Source organism: Undibacterium sp. TC4M20W (genome assembly GCF_049340245.1).
Classification (GTDB): Bacteria; Pseudomonadota; Gammaproteobacteria; order Burkholderiales; family Burkholderiaceae_D; genus Undibacterium.
Map to the genome: position 1 here is coordinate 20,897 of NZ_JBMPPI010000022.1, position 14,169 is coordinate 35,065.

The 14,169-nt window shown below is 50.2% G+C and carries 18 protein-coding genes; 9 read left to right on the forward strand and 9 right to left on the reverse strand.

All coding sequences use genetic code 11. The features are described from left to right. Positions 1-49 precede the first annotated feature (49 nt). Positions 50-2,146 (reverse strand): hypothetical protein, encoded by a 2,097-nt coding sequence (locus ACO0LL_RS21800; protein ID WP_422952919.1) that lies wholly within the window; start codon positions 2,144-2,146, stop codon positions 50-52. Between the two features lie 286 nt (positions 2,147-2,432). Here ACO0LL_RS21800 and ACO0LL_RS21805 point away from each other — a divergent pair, with 286 nt between their 5' ends. After that, a complete protein-coding gene (locus tag ACO0LL_RS21805) occupies positions 2,433-3,479 on the forward strand; it encodes a YiiG family protein (protein ID WP_422952920.1) in 1,047 nt (348 codons plus the stop codon). A gap of 216 nt (positions 3,480-3,695) precedes the next feature. Here ACO0LL_RS21805 and ACO0LL_RS21810 read toward each other — a convergent pair whose 3' ends face one another. Continuing rightward, complete coding sequence (locus tag ACO0LL_RS21810; RefSeq protein WP_422952921.1) at positions 3,696-4,784, reverse strand: hypothetical protein; 1,089 nt, start codon at positions 4,782-4,784, stop codon at positions 3,696-3,698. 92 nt (positions 4,785-4,876) lie between these two features. On the opposite strand from ACO0LL_RS21810, the gene ACO0LL_RS21815 reads away from it, so the two are divergent. After that, positions 4,877-5,410, forward strand: a complete 534-nt coding sequence (locus ACO0LL_RS21815; RefSeq protein WP_422952922.1) for a hypothetical protein — start codon at positions 4,877-4,879, stop codon at positions 5,408-5,410. Here ACO0LL_RS21815 and ACO0LL_RS21820 read toward each other — a convergent pair. Next, positions 5,402-5,674 (reverse strand): hypothetical protein, encoded by a 273-nt coding sequence (locus ACO0LL_RS21820; protein WP_422952923.1) that lies wholly within the window; start codon positions 5,672-5,674, stop codon positions 5,402-5,404. The genes ACO0LL_RS21815 and ACO0LL_RS21820 overlap by 9 nt on opposite strands. Positions 5,675-5,898: 224 nt before the next feature. Between ACO0LL_RS21820 and ACO0LL_RS21825 the strand changes: the two genes are divergently transcribed. Both ACO0LL_RS21825 and ACO0LL_RS21830 read left to right on the forward strand, forming a co-directional pair. Continuing rightward, positions 5,899-6,726 (forward strand): AraC family transcriptional regulator, encoded by an 828-nt coding sequence (locus tag ACO0LL_RS21825; RefSeq protein ID WP_422952924.1) that lies wholly within the window; start codon positions 5,899-5,901, stop codon positions 6,724-6,726. 83 nt (positions 6,727-6,809) lie between these two features. Then, a complete protein-coding gene (locus tag ACO0LL_RS21830) occupies positions 6,810-7,202 on the forward strand; it encodes a cupin domain-containing protein (RefSeq protein WP_422952925.1) in 393 nt (130 codons plus the stop codon). 406 nt (positions 7,203-7,608) lie between these two features. On the opposite strand, the gene ACO0LL_RS21835 is transcribed toward ACO0LL_RS21830, so the two are convergent. Further along, entirely contained in the window at positions 7,609-7,920 is a 312-nt protein-coding gene (locus ACO0LL_RS21835; RefSeq protein WP_422952926.1) for a hypothetical protein, read from the reverse strand. A 15-nt stretch (positions 7,921-7,935) separates the two neighbouring features. Then, on the reverse strand, positions 7,936-8,496 hold the full coding sequence (locus tag ACO0LL_RS21840) for a DUF6210 family protein (RefSeq protein WP_422952927.1): 561 nt from the start codon (positions 8,494-8,496) through the stop codon (positions 7,936-7,938). Positions 8,497-8,725: 229 nt separating this feature from the next. Between ACO0LL_RS21840 and ACO0LL_RS21845 the strand changes: the two genes are divergently transcribed. The 4 genes from ACO0LL_RS21845 to ACO0LL_RS21860 all read left to right on the forward strand — a co-directional run bounded on the left by ACO0LL_RS21845 (position 8,726) and on the right by ACO0LL_RS21860 (position 11,713). After that, positions 8,726-9,403 carry a GntR family transcriptional regulator gene (locus ACO0LL_RS21845; RefSeq protein WP_422952928.1) on the forward strand — a complete coding sequence of 226 codons (678 nt, stop codon included), beginning with the start codon at positions 8,726-8,728 and terminating at the stop codon, positions 9,401-9,403. 47 nt (positions 9,404-9,450) lie between these two features. Further along, on the forward strand, positions 9,451-9,969 hold the full coding sequence (locus ACO0LL_RS21850) for an isochorismatase family protein (protein WP_422952929.1): 519 nt from the start codon (positions 9,451-9,453) through the stop codon (positions 9,967-9,969). A gap of 22 nt (positions 9,970-9,991) precedes the next feature. Continuing rightward, positions 9,992-11,134 carry a trans-sulfuration enzyme family protein gene (locus tag ACO0LL_RS21855; protein WP_422952930.1) on the forward strand — a complete coding sequence of 381 codons (1,143 nt, stop codon included), beginning with the start codon at positions 9,992-9,994 and terminating at the stop codon, positions 11,132-11,134. Positions 11,135-11,224: 90 nt separating this feature from the next. Further along, a complete protein-coding gene (locus ACO0LL_RS21860) occupies positions 11,225-11,713 on the forward strand; it encodes a hypothetical protein (protein WP_422952931.1) in 489 nt (162 codons plus the stop codon). On the opposite strand, the gene ACO0LL_RS21865 is transcribed toward ACO0LL_RS21860, so the two are convergent. Continuing rightward, entirely contained in the window at positions 11,687-11,968 is a 282-nt protein-coding gene (locus tag ACO0LL_RS21865) for a hypothetical protein (RefSeq protein ID WP_422952932.1), read from the reverse strand. The genes ACO0LL_RS21860 and ACO0LL_RS21865 overlap by 27 nt on opposite strands. A 195-nt stretch (positions 11,969-12,163) precedes the next feature. On the opposite strand from ACO0LL_RS21865, the gene ACO0LL_RS21870 reads away from it, so the two are divergent. Then, positions 12,164-12,385 carry a hypothetical protein gene (locus ACO0LL_RS21870; protein WP_422952933.1) on the forward strand — a complete coding sequence of 74 codons (222 nt, stop codon included), beginning with the start codon at positions 12,164-12,166 and terminating at the stop codon, positions 12,383-12,385. A 125-nt stretch (positions 12,386-12,510) separates the two neighbouring features. Here ACO0LL_RS21870 and ACO0LL_RS21875 read toward each other — a convergent pair whose 3' ends face one another. The 3 genes from ACO0LL_RS21875 to ACO0LL_RS21885 form a co-directional block, all read right to left on the reverse strand. Next, positions 12,511-13,011, reverse strand: coding sequence for a tetratricopeptide repeat protein (locus ACO0LL_RS21875; RefSeq protein WP_422952934.1), 501 nt, complete (start codon positions 13,009-13,011; stop codon positions 12,511-12,513). 98 nt (positions 13,012-13,109) lie between these two features. Beyond that, positions 13,110-13,286: a hypothetical protein gene (locus ACO0LL_RS21880; protein WP_422952935.1), complete on the reverse strand. Its 177-nt coding sequence runs from the start codon at positions 13,284-13,286 to the stop codon at positions 13,110-13,112. A gap of 187 nt (positions 13,287-13,473) precedes the next feature. Next, the gene (locus tag ACO0LL_RS21885; RefSeq protein WP_422952936.1) at positions 13,474-14,091 is read right to left on the reverse strand and encodes a hypothetical protein; all 618 of its coding nucleotides are present in this window, start codon (positions 14,089-14,091) and stop codon (positions 13,474-13,476) included. Positions 14,092-14,169: the final 78 nt, after the last annotated feature.

The following is a 14,169-nucleotide window of genomic DNA, read 5'->3' on the forward strand; positions in this document are numbered from 1 at the left end:
GAGCAGACAGCTATCCACCTTTTAATTTCGGTCTGTAATAACAGCGATACTAGCGCGCCGCCAGTCCACTACGCGGCACGATCGCAAATTCTGGCAATGCAGTGTAATCAGGCAAGACACTGCGTTGCATGAATTTTTGCCAGGCTGCGGCACCGCCAGTAAAACCAGAATCTGCTGCATACGCCAGGGCGGGCTGCATGTTCGATGGATAGCCGGTAGCTATGCTTGAATAACCTGTCATCTCACCCACCTTCAATCCCAGCGCTTTTGCCATTTCCGGGCTATTGCAGGCCATGCCAGCCACGACAGGATTACGACTGGCCTCATACGCCTGCCCAAACGTGGTGTACAAGGGTGCAGTCGCGCTTGCCCTGAGGTTAAGGCTGTAGATGCCGCCAAAAATCCAGCAGTAATCAGGTGCCAGCATGCGGTTCACCGGGAACCTGGCTTTCCAGCTCAGTAGTGGCTGGGCCTTGCTGAAGCCCAGTTCAGCAGCACGCCCGGCTGCCGAGGTGAAGAAGTCATCCATCCACGGTGCTATACCGATATTGCTGTTGTAAACAATCGCACCCGGGCCGGTGATGGCACCAAAGATATTGGCTGTCGCATTATTGCTATAGGTGGTGTTGTAGTAATCCAGATTGTTCGACAATATCCTGGTGAACTCGGCCTTGAGTACATCGTTGTCAGGCGTAATATAGGCGGTCTCGGCCAGGTTGCGTATATCCCAGGCCTGCACACGCACGTTCGACTGGAAGATCAGGCCCTGGACATTGGCGCGATAACCGGGGTTGGTCTGGAACACATCCCACATGGCCCAGAACTGCATTTCCTCAAGGTGATAATAATCACCTGTGACCAGGTAAGGCAGGTAGCTGAAGGCTGGTGTATGCGCAGCATCTGCAATATTAGGGTTGCTGCAAGTACCGCCACAGACCGGGAAAGCCTCGCGCTGCCTGGTGGCAGGGTTGTAGGTGTCACCCGGATTACCAAGTATGGTCATGTAAGGATAATCATGCAGGCTGATGGGCTTGTCGGTCTTTTGATCGCGGTAATGGGCAGACCAGCTGCCAGCCAGGTCTGCCGTCGCCAGTGTGGCGTCTTTGGCGCGCTTGTCCATGCTTAGCAGGTACGCGGCAGACCAGCCAGGCATGAGGCCAATATCCGGCCTGCCACCAGTAGTGGGCATGCCAGGTTCCGCCAGGCCCGGCCCCATGGGCTGGAACTTGACGCCGCTCATGAGGTTTTTCATATTGTTCAACGCTGTCTCGGAAATGGCTATGCGCTGGTCATAATTGGGCACGGCCTTGCTGGCGATGAGGTAGGCCTTGTTATGGGCGATATGGGTTTGCGGTGCATTGCCCCACCAGAAAGTCTTGCGCCAGCGGGTGTGATGAAAATGCGTCAGATTGGCTTGTGAAAACACGCTCTGGCCACCGATGACAACCTCGGCATCATAAATAAAATTTTGCGGTGCAGGTTGATAGGCCCAGTCATTTTCTATCGTCATATCGACCCTGGCCTTGCTATAGCCGGTATAAGAGCGTATTGCAAAGCGCGCATGCAGATGCGGATGGGTCAAACCAGTGGAATCATACAGCGGCGCAGACACCAGCCATTCACCCGTTTGTGAACCACTGAGCCAGTCTTGCACCTTGCCACTCCTGAGCGCCTGGTCAATTGACGCGGTATACAACCTGCCCGCTATCGTGATATTCACGCTACCATTGAAACCGGCATTGAGCAAATCGGCAGGCTTGGCAACCTGGTTTGCAGGTGGTGCCAGAGGAGCCAGTTTCAATTGCAGGCTTTGCGGCGCACTCTTGCTCAGTTGCGGCAAGACCGTGCTGATAATGGCATGGCGCACCGAGCCATCGGCATGCCTGGCCTTGACATCGACCTGCAATGAAATGCCCACCCCGCTGCTGAGCTGACCTGCCAGACTGGCACCGGCTGGCACATCACCGACGGCAAAAGTCTGGCCGAAAGTGACGGGAACATTGCTCTGCACAGTATCAACCGTGCTGCTGATACTGACATCAGGAAGTGAGGTGTTTGTAACGCTACTGGTCTGGGCAAACGCAGAGGATAGCGCAAGGGCGAGCAAGCCCACGGCTGCGCATGCAACCGGAATTTTCTTTGACATGGTGAATTCACTTTCGATTGTGAAAGGGTGAGAAGAGCACAGCAACAGTGCCGCGTTGAGCCACTGAATAGTAGTCAAAAAATACAGCAGTCACATGACCGTTCATCGCCAGAAACCTACCAGTGGTGCATAAAAATGCAGAAACAAAATACAGTGCAACCAAACACACAAATGGATACAAATTGTTGCAACTTTAAAAACATCAAGCGGCTAAGATGGCCCACCCAATCTGAACTTGACTAGCATGACTTTGCCTCACACTGCTGTATCTGCAATCTCAACAAACATGCGTACGACAATATGTACGACAATGCGAACGCGCACGCTGGCGGGCCTGGGTCTGGTCTTGCTGGCTACCGCGTGCAGCAAAAATACCGACAATGCGCCCGCAACGACAGCAACCCAGCCGGTTGCCGCCAGTCAGGTACAAGTTGCGCCTGTTCCTGTTACTGCGCCCGCAGCGGCCTCTGCCCCCACAGCAAGCGGTTCAGACAAACTGCAAGATTACATCGCCTGCTATAACCAGCTCGACAGAAATGCCCATCGCAGCATTGCGCGTTACGCGAGCTGGGTCAAGAACATGGAAACTGGCCCCAGCGGAAAAGAAAACGTGGTGTATGGCCTGTATAAAATCGATGTCGATGAGATAGCCAAATGCCAGGCCAGCTTTGCCCAGGCAGGCAAGGCAGCACCGGGCAAACTTGATGTGGCGGCTACGGCTTACATCAACAGCCTGGCAGAGTTGGGCACACTGGTTGCCGATGCCGACCAGTATTACAGCCGCGACAACTACAAGGATGATGCCTTTGCCAAGGGCAAAAAAATGCATGCGCCGCTGGCAGCAGCGATGAAGCTGTTTGAAGAAAAGAGCAATGTCTTTTCTGATGAAATCGAAGCAGAGAACGACAAGGTACTCGATGCAGAAATGCAGCAACTTGAAAAAAACGAGGGCCGCCAGTTACCCTATCTGCAAATGGCCCTGATGAGCAAGGCCAAGCACCTGATACGCCTGATAGGTGAAGAGAAATTCGATGCAGCCACTGCGGCCAAGGCACTGGCCGAGTATGAAAGCCTGACTGACGAAGCGATAGCCTATGTCAAAAAGAATAGTGAAAGTGCCGCCAGCGGCTGGTCCAGCCTGGAGAGAGCCAGCGAAGAATATCGCAAAGCCGCCAAAGAACGCGTGCGCCGCATCCGTGACAAAGTGCCCTACAGTGAAGGCGACAAGATGATGCTCAAGCCAGGTTCAGCCTGGATGGTAGAAGGCAGCCAGGAAAAAGTCACCAAGGCCTACAATGAATTGATAGAAGCGAGTAACCGCATGCACCGCTAAGGTCGATTAATTATACAAAATTGAGCATAAAAATAAGCATACACAATTAAGCATTCACGATTTTTTTACTCATGCGGGATTTTTTCAAGCGCGCATCGTTACTCTGCAGACATGGAGTGCGTTTGAAGAAGCCCCACATGAACCCTACCCGGTAGTACTCCAGGTCCCCATCTGGAGTTGCTCTTTACAATGCCCTTGTAGTCTGAGGGCATTTTTTTATGGTTTTACAGGTTTGCATTGCGCGGCCTGTTTATCCACTGCGGCCTTGTCGCCAAACAGCAATTTCACCCCGCATTGCGAACCGAACATTCTTGTTTGGTCATGCCCTACGCCGTCCACATCGAGGTAATGATGGTTGCTGGCTGGCAGGGCTTTGGCGACTGGAGTTTGCTTGCCCAGGTATTGTTCATAGGCCCAGTAAGCATGGGCACGGTCATAGCGCGTTGGCCCTTCTGCCTCGGCACCGCAAGACTTGTCGAGTACGCGGTGGTTCGGATCAGTATCCAAGCTGCCAACCAGATAAGTGACCTGTCTTTGCAGGTGACGGCTGTATAAATCCAGGCCAGTCATGCCCTTGGCATAGGGCACCATGTTTTGCATGCCATAGCGGTAGTCATCATAGGCGGGGCACACTGATTTATCGTAAAGCGCAAAACCAGTGGATGCTGGTCGCTCAGGCGTGAAATACAGATACGATGAGGGATTCGCCACCACATATTGCACATCCAGCCCCCGCGCCCGCAAGGCTTCATCCACATGATTCAGGACAGCATAACGGTGTATCAATTGCCCGCCACCAGAATGCCCGGCGAAAGTGATTTTCTTTAGCTGAGGCAGACGCGACTTGTCGGCCAGTAGTTGGGCGATATCATCGATGACCTGCAATGAACTCAAACCCGCCTGCGTGCCTGTGCCCGGCAAGGCAGAGTCACCGCCAGTCCAGCCCTGCACAGACCAGACCGGCATGCCATCAAAGCCGGTATCAGGTTTGCCCGGAAAATTAGGCGCAATCACCAGCACTTCATCCCCGGAGCGGCCAGATGCCTGCAACAAGGCCATCGCCGCCGCATAATAATCATCGCCATTACGCTGTATGCCATGCTGGACGATGATGACTTCACGTATCGTATCCAGTTTTCCATCGAGCCTATGATTGGCATACACCGGAAAATCATACCCGGCCTGCTGACCAGGCACAGGAAGATGCAAACGCTGCCAGGCAGGTGCGGCACTGGCAGGCTGCACAAGACAGCAAACAACCAGCGTCGAAGATGCCAGCTTGCAAAAGAAATTAGATGCTTTCATGCCTGCCTCTGCGTTATTTGTATGGTGGGAATGATAGCATTGCCATGCGATTCAAATTTACCGCAGCCTGCCCATTTTGGAAATGAAATGTAATGAAAAGTAGCATCGTATGTATCGCCACAGCCTTGCTGCTGGTCTCAGGCAACAGCTTCGCGCAAGATACAGCCAGCAATACCCGCCGGCTTGTCTCGCTGGCCCTGGTCAATTTTCAATACACAACGGCGGATGAAATCGAGGCTTTTTGCACCCGCCTTGATCCCGCCTACAGCCCACGCTTCGCAGTAAAAAGACTGGAGTGGGACAAAAATATCAAGACCATGTACGCGATGATGTCTTTTGCAGTCGGGCGCGCAGGAACTACCGACAAGGCAACTGGTGACAAGGCCACATCAGGTTTGCGCTCACAGTTTGAAAAAGGTATGGAAATGTCTAAAGAGCGGGCCAACAGCGCCAAGCCTGAGTATGAAATCCCCGCACAGTGGAAAGAAATGAAATTGGGGAAAAATATAAAAGAAGACGTGCAACGCGCAATGTCTGGCCTGGATGAGAATGAGCAAAAGCGGCGCTGTGATTTTGTACTCACACAAAAAGGGATGCCAGCAATACCACCGAAAGAATTACCCTGATTTGGATTGATGCTCTGTAGGGTGCGCCGTGCGCACCATTGCTTCGACTAGCCTCATCACCCCGGTGCGCACGGCGCACCCTACCAAAGTCTGATCAAAGTCTGATGATTCGCTTTTCAGCATCTCAAAAAACTCATCCCGCATTACGGATGAAAACCATCCAACCGTCATGCCGGACTTGATCCGGCATCCAGCGGCTTTCGTCGAACACTTGTGCTCTTGTTCATGAATGAAAAGCTGCTCACTGTTTTCCATGAACCCCAAGGATTTTCCAGCCCGGGTTAAACGACACTGGATGCCGGATCGAGTCCGGCATGACGATTGTGGAGCCATGGGTAAAACCAGGTAAAGAGCTTTTTAGTGTCTGGATGAATGAAAATCTTGCAACCCGTACCAGACTTCATCTGATATCTGGTAGAAAATCCAGACGCTGTGTAAAAACCATCCATAAGTGCTAGCATATACCTCATGGAAGCGAGCACACCGCCATGAGCAAGAAAAACACCGACTGGATACGCCAGGCGCCAGGGTCTGCCCGGCTGGAACGTATCGAAGCTTATTTTTCAGGCAATGCCTATGCCATGCACAAACATGATACCTACGCCATAGGCAGCACGCTGGCGGGGGTGCAAAGCTTTGCCTATCGTGGCAGCAAGTGTAACAGCCTGCCTGGCGGCACCATTGTCCTGCATCCGGATGAGGCACATGATGGCCAGGCAGGCACTGGCGATGGCTTTCATTACCGCATGATCTATGTCGAGCCTGCGCTGATACAGCAAATCCTGGGCGGCCAGGCTTTACCATTTATCAAGAACGGCATTTCCACCGATCCACGCCTGTTTGCCGCCACCCTGCCACTGCTGCAAGCCATGGACAAACCCATGGATGCGCTGGAAGAACAAGACGCGCTGTTCGACCTGGCTCATGCCATGCACACCTGCTCAGACAAACTCGCTGGCGCAGCGACAAGTAAATTGCATTTTGATTACCAGGCCGCTGAACGGGCGCGTGAGTATATCCACAGCGCCATGGCCGACAACATCACCCTCGATGAACTGGCCGGGTACAGCGGCCGTGACCGCTGGAGCCTGTCACGCGATTTCCGCCTGCTGTTTGGCACCAGTCCCTATCGCTACCTGACCATGCGCCGCCTTGACCTCGTAAAAAGCCTGCTGATGCAAGGTTACACGCTGGTCAACGCCGCACTGGCTGCCGGGTTCAGCGACCAGAGTCATATGAGCAAACACTTCAGCAAGGCCTTTGGCCTGACACCTTTGCGCTGGTTGAACATGCATGGCAAAGCATCCCGGCCTTAAAACCTGACGCACAAACGTACAAGAATTGCTGTGGCAGCTTGCGTATGCTGGGGCTTTTCAAACAAAAGCCAGGGATGCCAGCCATGAATACCGTAGCAGTCAGCGACAGCAAAACCTATCACAGCATTAATTTTGCCAACAAGTTCAGCCTGTTTAGCGAACAGTGGTCACAAAAAGTCATCGCCGAGATGAATGACTATCAATTCAAAGTCGCCAGACTGCAAGGTGATTTCATCTGGCATGACCATACTGATACCGATGAAAGTTTCATCGTCCTCGAAGGCCAGTTACGCATCGATTTTCGCGATGGCCATGTACTGATATCCGCAGGTGAAATGTTTGTCGTACCCAAAGGTATGGAACATAAACCCAGTGCAGAACATGAAGTCAAACTCTTGCTGATAGAACCACGTGGCGTGGTCAATACCGGTGATGAGGGTGGTGAGCGTACCAGTGAACTGGATGTGTGGATTTGATTTTGGGGTTTTGTTCCGGGTTTTGTTCCGGTTTTTGGTGCTGGGTTTTATCGTACACCTTAAAAAAATATCCAGCTCATGCAAAACAGCAATCTAAAAGTCGTCATGCCAGACTTGATCTGGCATCAAGCGGCTTTCGTCGCATACTTGCGGTCCGGCTCATGAATAAAATGCAACACATTGATTTTGCATATGTTCCAAGAATTTTCAGGCCCGGGTTAAACGACACTGGATGCCGGATCAAGTCCGGCATGACGGGATCGGGGGTTATTTGTCTATCTTAAGCACTGCCGTCTTTGACCTTTTGAATTCACACGCACAACTTACGCAACACGATCATTCTTGGCCGAAGCTTGCAGAGTGCGCCGTACGCACACCACCTCGCAGGCAAGTCATTACTTAATTATCACGCCATTGGCGCAAGATATCGATCAAATACCTCATGCAACTTCTCCAAGTCTATATTCGCCGGAACAATTTGATCCTGCGATTTAGCTGAACCATGAAGCACTGTAAAAATCGCCCAATCCATTTTGAGCAAGTACTCATTGTCTTCTATAGCGTATATGGCAGCTTCCACCATATCATGCACTTTGCTCAATTCGGGTATCGTAACTCCGCCATTATCATGGAATTTTTTATTACTCACATTAATACTTGCAGGCCAAAGAGAAATTACCCTCTGGAACACCACATCAAAATTTTCTTCACTTGACATATAAATTCCAGTTCATCAATCACTGTTTTGCCAAATCAAAACCATTTCGGCCCGAGGATCTGAGCCTTCACAAAATGGTACCCACGTATACTCTGATTTAATACAAACGTGTATCCAGGCTTCATACGATTCCTTTAGACGGTTAGGAGCAATGCAAAGCCAGTCAAGTTTATGCCGCTTAAATATGGCATCAATATCTTCCGCGTCTCTCTCGCTAAGACCCGAACGACTATGAGCTGGCAAGAAGTAGCTGGCCAATTCATTTTCTGCTTCATATGAAGCTTCTATCGGTACAAGGTAGCCTTCTAAAGAAGGATGAAAACACGCAGTGCCAGCACATTGATGGGTGTATTCAACTCCGGTTGGGTGATGGACGATGAGATACAAACCTCTTATTTCCGGAATTTCCACATCAATCAACTTACGCTTTTCACTCTCAAGCACAATTTTACGGGCAGCAGACGTACGTGGCGAAAATGTATAAGGTGGGAAATTACTACTCTGCGACTTTGCTATAGGTTTGGTTGCAATTGGCACCTCGTCTTTGATACCCAGTAGTTTCTTTAACCAACTCATTCTGTATTCTCGTTTGAAATTGCATCTATCTTATTCTTAAGCTACTCAGAGAAGGCGATATTGCCAAGGTTGCTTAAAACAAATAATTAACATTAAAGCATGTGCTATTCCAGGTGGACAATAAATTTCTGTACGCGACATCTTCAAAATTCTGTAGTATATTACATACTACAAACTTAAAATTGCTTAAAAATAACTTTACTTATCATTTAATAACACCCAACCCAGCATGCCCATCCCCGCCAGCACAGCCCCATTAAGCCGCTCCCTCGCCCGTGAAGAGGTCTATCGCAGCCTCAAGCAATGGATCATAGAGTTGCAGCTCGCGCCTGGAGAAATCTTACGTGATCAGGAACTGGCCTTGCAGCTTGGGGTATCGCGCACGCCTGTGCGTGAGGCCTTGCGGCAACTGGAGGATGAGGGTCTGGTCATTACCAGCTTTCATAAATGGACCAAGGTCGCACCTTCAAGGCTGGAAGAAATTATCGAGCTGTACCCGGTCGTCGCCGCACTCGAAGCAACGGCGCTGGAGCTGGCAGCACCCCGGCTGGCTGAAGCTGATTTACAGGAACTTGAGACTGTCAATGCGGCGCTCGCGCAGGCTATTGCGGCACATGCGCATCAACGTGCGACTGAACTCGATGCGCAATTCCATGCCATCATCGTGCGAGCCAGCCAGAATGCGGAGATAGAAAAGCTGCTGGCGAATCTGCGTCCGCGCATTAAACGCATAGAGCTGGCGCATTTTGGTGACCAGCGCATGGCACCGCAATCGATACAAGAACATAAAACTATCATCGCTGCGCTGCGTGCTGGTGATACGCAGACAGCAGTGCAGGCCATCAAACAAAACTGGGCTCTGCCACCGGATTTATTGCAAGTGATAGCAACTACTGTCCCCACATAAATCTATAAGCCCCTTTCTAAGCCCGCTTGTCAATTTTGGAGTAAACCATGCCATCTGCCCTGCTCATCATCGATTTTCAGAATGCAGTTTTCATCGACCCGCCAGCCCATAGGGCAGACGAGGTACTGGCGCGTATCAGCGAATTGATTGCAAGGGCCCGCAAGGCCAACATACCGGTGGTGTATTTGCAGCATAATGAAGCGGGTACCGCGTGGGAAAAAGACAGCGACAGCTGGCAATTCCCTGCCGCCATCGCACCTCAGCCCGATGACTACGTTTGCGCCAAGCAGCACAGCAGCGCCTTTCAGCAAACCGGCTTTGAAGCCGGGCTTGCTGAACGTGGCATAACTGAAATTTTTGTCTGTGGTTATGCCAGCGAGTTTTGTTTAGACAGTGCAATACGGCAGGCAGCGGCGCTGGGTATCAAAACCAATGTCATTGCCGATGCCCATACCACGCGCAACCGCCCTCACCTGGATGCAGCTACCATCAGCAATCACCACAACTGGGTATGGAGCGAAATGGGGCAGATCAGCGTGATACCGGCTGCGCAACTGCCATTCTGATCAGCGTTTGGAGAGAATAACCATGACTGACATCAGTACCAGACTGGTCAAACCTGCCAGCGATATCCCGGATGGATTTGCGTCGTTGTCGCAGGGCGTATTCCATGCATCGACTATCGTCTTCCCGGATGTTGCCTCCTTCCTGCACCGACAGGCGCAGGCACATACGGGTTATAGCTACGGGCAAAATGGCACGCCCACCCACTATGCGCTGGCAAATAAATTGTCTGAGCTTGAAGGTGGTGGCCATACCGTGCTGGTGCCGACTGGCCTGGCAGCGGCAGTGCTGGTTAACAGCATGCTGCTGGGTGCGGGCGACCATATGCTGCTGCCAGACAGCATTTATGGCCCGACGCTGGAAACCACCAAAACCCTGTTTGCCAAATGGGGTGTGCGCCACAGCATTTACCCCAATGATATTGGCGCTGGCATCGTTGATTTTTTTGAAGACAATACCAAACTGGTGTGGACAGAAAGCCCTGCCACTAACAGCATGGAAATGCAGGACATACCCACCATCGTTGCGGCTGCCCATGCGCGCCAGATCAAGGTGGTGATGGACAATACCTGGGCCACGGCACTGGGCTTCAGGGCGCTGGATGCCGGTGTCGATTTCAGCATACAGGCGCTGACCAAATATGTGGGTGGGCATTCTGATTTATTGATGGGTGCAGTCAGCACACGCGATGAAGCAAGCTACCATGCCCTGCGTGATACGGCAGAACTGCTCGGTTATTACGTCGCCCCCGATGAATGCTTTCTGGCGCTACGCGGCTTGCCGACGCTGGCCTTGCGGCTAGAAAAGCAATATGCGTCTGCCCTGCGCATCGCAGAATTTTTACAGAAGCATGCAGCGATAGCCCAGCTCAATTATCCACCACTGCCGGGTGATACTTATCACCATTTATGGAAACGCGATTTCAAACTGGGCAATGGCTTGCTCTCTTTCAGCTTGAAGCAAGACAATCTGCCAGCGATAGAAAAGTTTGTCGCCGCACTACAGCTATTCACGCTGGGCAATAGCTGGGGTGGCGTACACAGCCTGATTGCTGTTGCGCCACAGCGCGCCCCAAAAACCGGCTGGCTGCTGCGCCTGCATGTGGGGGTGGAATATGTCGATGACTTGCTGGCTGATCTTGAACGGGCATTGTCTGCTTTTGCCTGAAGTGATGTCGCAGGTGAAACCCCATCATAAACTGACATCTGCAAAATAAGACTCAAACCAAACAAGACTAAAACCAGGCATGCTACAACCATGAATGAAAGCATTGACCAGTTCCCTCAAACACCTGAGCCTGTGAAAGAAGGCGCGCAACGCCTGCATTTGCAACTGCAGGTAACAGCGGATTTTTGCGCTGCCCTGGAAACAGAATTGGCAGCAATGATGCATGAACGTCTCACGGCATTTCGCCAGCGCTTCAGACGCAGTAAATTCCAGCTACGCATGCAGAGCTCATTAAAATATGTGGTCGCTTTGGGGCTATGTCTGTCAGTAGCCATGATTTACCTCGACAGTATCAGCAGACAGAGTATCAAGCTGGATATCGCTTTTTTCACCTTGTTTTCAGTCGCTTTTTTCCTGACAAGGGATATGAACAAGTTCATCGCCAAACGCGACAATATGGTTAAACCCTACTGGCGATGGCTGGCAAGAAGCAGGGCTTCCAGCATGCTCAGAATCGCAAAAAAAACCAAACCCTTCATGGCCGAATATGAATTACGCGATGATGTCGTCGTGTACTAGCGCATCACCAACACCGGCAGCAAGCTTGCCTGGACCAGAAGCCTGAAGCACTGCTACCTCAGCGGGCAACATGCGACTTTGCTCTACAAAAAAGAAACCTCGCTGTATCCTTATATACTCATCATGCACGAAGCACCGCAGGAATTGGCATTGTATCTGGATATGCTGGGACTGCAGTGTATTAACAGCACCGAAAGTATATAGATTTGTAGGGTGCGCCGCGCGCACCGGCTCACTATCAACAATGGTGCGCATGGCGCACCCTACCCAAATTACAAGTGTCGTCGCCAGCGTAATAAATTTAAGGCACCTTCCAATGCGACGTATGCAGGTAATGTACACGACGAAGATATTTCAAATATAGAAAGTCCATCATGAACCAGCACAGCAAAAAGTTCTTCATGCTCCACGAGGCGGCAATCGGGCCGCCCGGGGCAATGAGGAACTGCCATGAAAGATCTCTCTCGTGCTTTGCGCAGGCATCATGCTGCGCGCCTGAAAAAGAAACGTCAGTATTATTTTTATAGCTGGAAAGAAAAACTCAGCGCCTTGCGCCTGGGTATGGTCTTGCATACACCAACAACCTGCAGTTGCTATATGTGCGGCAATCCGCGCAAGTATTTCAAGGAACGCACCATGCAAGAAAGACGCTGGATGCAGGTAGTTGAATAAGCGAATGTTAGCGGTGTAAGTTCAGTATAACTGCTGGCAGTCATCGGACAGAAACTCAGAATGTAATCTGGGTTTCTGTCATTTCCTTGCGCTACGCGCGTACGATTACGCGATGCCATTCGCACCTACGAATTGATTTGCTTCAAAATTCTGCGTGCCTCATCATGCGTATCAGATATGACATTGTCTGATACAAGGGATATATTCAAATATTTAACTGCTTGGGCTCTACTTTGCTTTGTTCCTCTATCGATGCAAATTTTTGCCAAAGCAATTGCAGCGTCACCGTCGCCGCTATGTAAAGCTTTTAAAAACCAATAAGAAGCACGCTTAAAATTGCCCAGATTACGATACCAGGCACCGATATTCATAAAAGCGCAAATGTCCTTATTTTTTGCAGCCTTTTTATACCAGAGCAATGCCATATCCTTATTTTGAGGCACGCCGACACCTTCGTCCAGGAAATAGCCGATAGTGTTATAGGCATAAATTTCGCCCTGATTGGCCGCTAAATTTAGTAATTCAAAAGCTTTTTCGTTTTCTCCGCGGTCCCATGCATCGTTGGCCTGGTCAAATAAACTTTGAGATGCATTCTCGTGCATTTTAATCATCGCATTTTCTTTCAATTCAATTTAGATGACACGTCGAGACATAAAAATATCAATCGTCATCATAAAATTATGCGTACGATTACGCATTGCTAATCGTACCTACAAACAATGCCTCAGGACGCCGACAAAATCTCCAGCAGCCGCGCAAAACCTGCCGGAATTTCATGCGTCTGATCAGGTGAATAGAGCACATTCAAGACCTGATTCTCCGTATCAAGATCAACGACGTCGATTGCCAACCAGTCTTTGAACCAGAAATCGATCGTGCCGATTTTAGAGGATGATGACAATTCCAGTCTTTTCAAATCACCAAAATCCCTTTCAAGATATCAAGCCCACATCAGAATCGTCAAGTTGCTCGCCCCTGGCGTAATATCCAAACAAGATAGTAAAGAGATTTCCTTTGTAAGATTTTTCGATCAGCGATTGAATATCCTGATAGATTTGCAAGGGTATATTTGGAGCCATATTGGTATATTATTGAGGGGTGATGATTCCAAGACTCATGGCGCTGATGGCATCATTTTTTTCGCAGTCTATGGGACGACGGGCTTCGTCTCCTCTGCATATGAATGTGCTACTGCCGTATTTCGATACCTGTTCATCGGAAGCTGGAAAAAACGCCAGTCCACCACCAGGTGATTTTAAATTCAGTATTGATTGCTTGAAAAAAACATTGATGGGTAGTTGTTTGGTACGGTACTCCACCCACCTGAACATGATCGCAGTGGATTCATCAAGAGTATCTACCATTTTTTGGTCAGATAAAGAACCCAGATGGAAGTACAAAAATGAATAAGGTGTTGTAGTCGAAAATTCGCGCCTATCGCCACCCAAAAACGCAAGTGCGCAAGTCGATGCACAATAACCATTGACGACCGTCGTGATATTTTTGCCAGTCATCCAACGCCCAATGCGTAAACCTGCTTTAAGTGTACCGCCGGGAGAGTTCTTGAAAATGACTTTACTCGGGATTTTTTCTAATCCTAAACGTACAAATTCCTCGCTTTCCCTATCGGTAATCTCTCCTTCCACAGTAATGACACCATCCACTACACTAATGCCTGCACTGGCATGCGAAGACATAAAAAACATGGCGCTAACCAAGAGAAAACACTTCAACTTCTTTATCAAGACTGACCTCTTTGGTAAGATAGCTTCACCATGCAATGA

What these genes read in the sequence shown, in the direction of transcription:
- ACO0LL_RS21800 (WP_422952919.1), bottom strand. Translation starts at nt 2,146, where the DNA reads ATGTCAAAGAAAATTCCGGTTGCATGCGCAGCCGTGGGCTTGCTCGCC.
- ACO0LL_RS21805 (WP_422952920.1), top strand. Translation starts at nt 2,433, where the DNA reads ATGCGTACGACAATATGTACGACAATGCGAACGCGCACGCTGGCGGGC.
- ACO0LL_RS21810 (WP_422952921.1), bottom strand. Translation starts at nt 4,784, where the DNA reads ATGAAAGCATCTAATTTCTTTTGCAAGCTGGCATCTTCGACGCTGGTT.
- ACO0LL_RS21815 (WP_422952922.1), top strand. Translation starts at nt 4,877, where the DNA reads ATGAAAAGTAGCATCGTATGTATCGCCACAGCCTTGCTGCTGGTCTCA.
- ACO0LL_RS21825 (WP_422952924.1), top strand. Translation starts at nt 5,899, where the DNA reads ATGAGCAAGAAAAACACCGACTGGATACGCCAGGCGCCAGGGTCTGCC.
- ACO0LL_RS21830 (WP_422952925.1), top strand. Translation starts at nt 6,810, where the DNA reads ATGAATACCGTAGCAGTCAGCGACAGCAAAACCTATCACAGCATTAAT.
- ACO0LL_RS21835 (WP_422952926.1), bottom strand. Translation starts at nt 7,920, where the DNA reads ATGTCAAGTGAAGAAAATTTTGATGTGGTGTTCCAGAGGGTAATTTCT.
- ACO0LL_RS21840 (WP_422952927.1), bottom strand. Translation starts at nt 8,496, where the DNA reads ATGAGTTGGTTAAAGAAACTACTGGGTATCAAAGACGAGGTGCCAATT.
- ACO0LL_RS21845 (WP_422952928.1), top strand. Translation starts at nt 8,726, where the DNA reads ATGCCCATCCCCGCCAGCACAGCCCCATTAAGCCGCTCCCTCGCCCGT.
- ACO0LL_RS21850 (WP_422952929.1), top strand. Translation starts at nt 9,451, where the DNA reads ATGCCATCTGCCCTGCTCATCATCGATTTTCAGAATGCAGTTTTCATC.
- ACO0LL_RS21855 (WP_422952930.1), top strand. Translation starts at nt 9,992, where the DNA reads ATGACTGACATCAGTACCAGACTGGTCAAACCTGCCAGCGATATCCCG.
- ACO0LL_RS21860 (WP_422952931.1), top strand. Translation starts at nt 11,225, where the DNA reads ATGAATGAAAGCATTGACCAGTTCCCTCAAACACCTGAGCCTGTGAAA.
- ACO0LL_RS21865 (WP_422952932.1), bottom strand. Translation starts at nt 11,968, where the DNA reads ATGCGCACCATTGTTGATAGTGAGCCGGTGCGCGCGGCGCACCCTACA.
- ACO0LL_RS21870 (WP_422952933.1), top strand. Translation starts at nt 12,164, where the DNA reads ATGAAAGATCTCTCTCGTGCTTTGCGCAGGCATCATGCTGCGCGCCTG.
- ACO0LL_RS21885 (WP_422952936.1), bottom strand. Translation starts at nt 14,091, where the DNA reads ATGTTTTTTATGTCTTCGCATGCCAGTGCAGGCATTAGTGTAGTGGAT.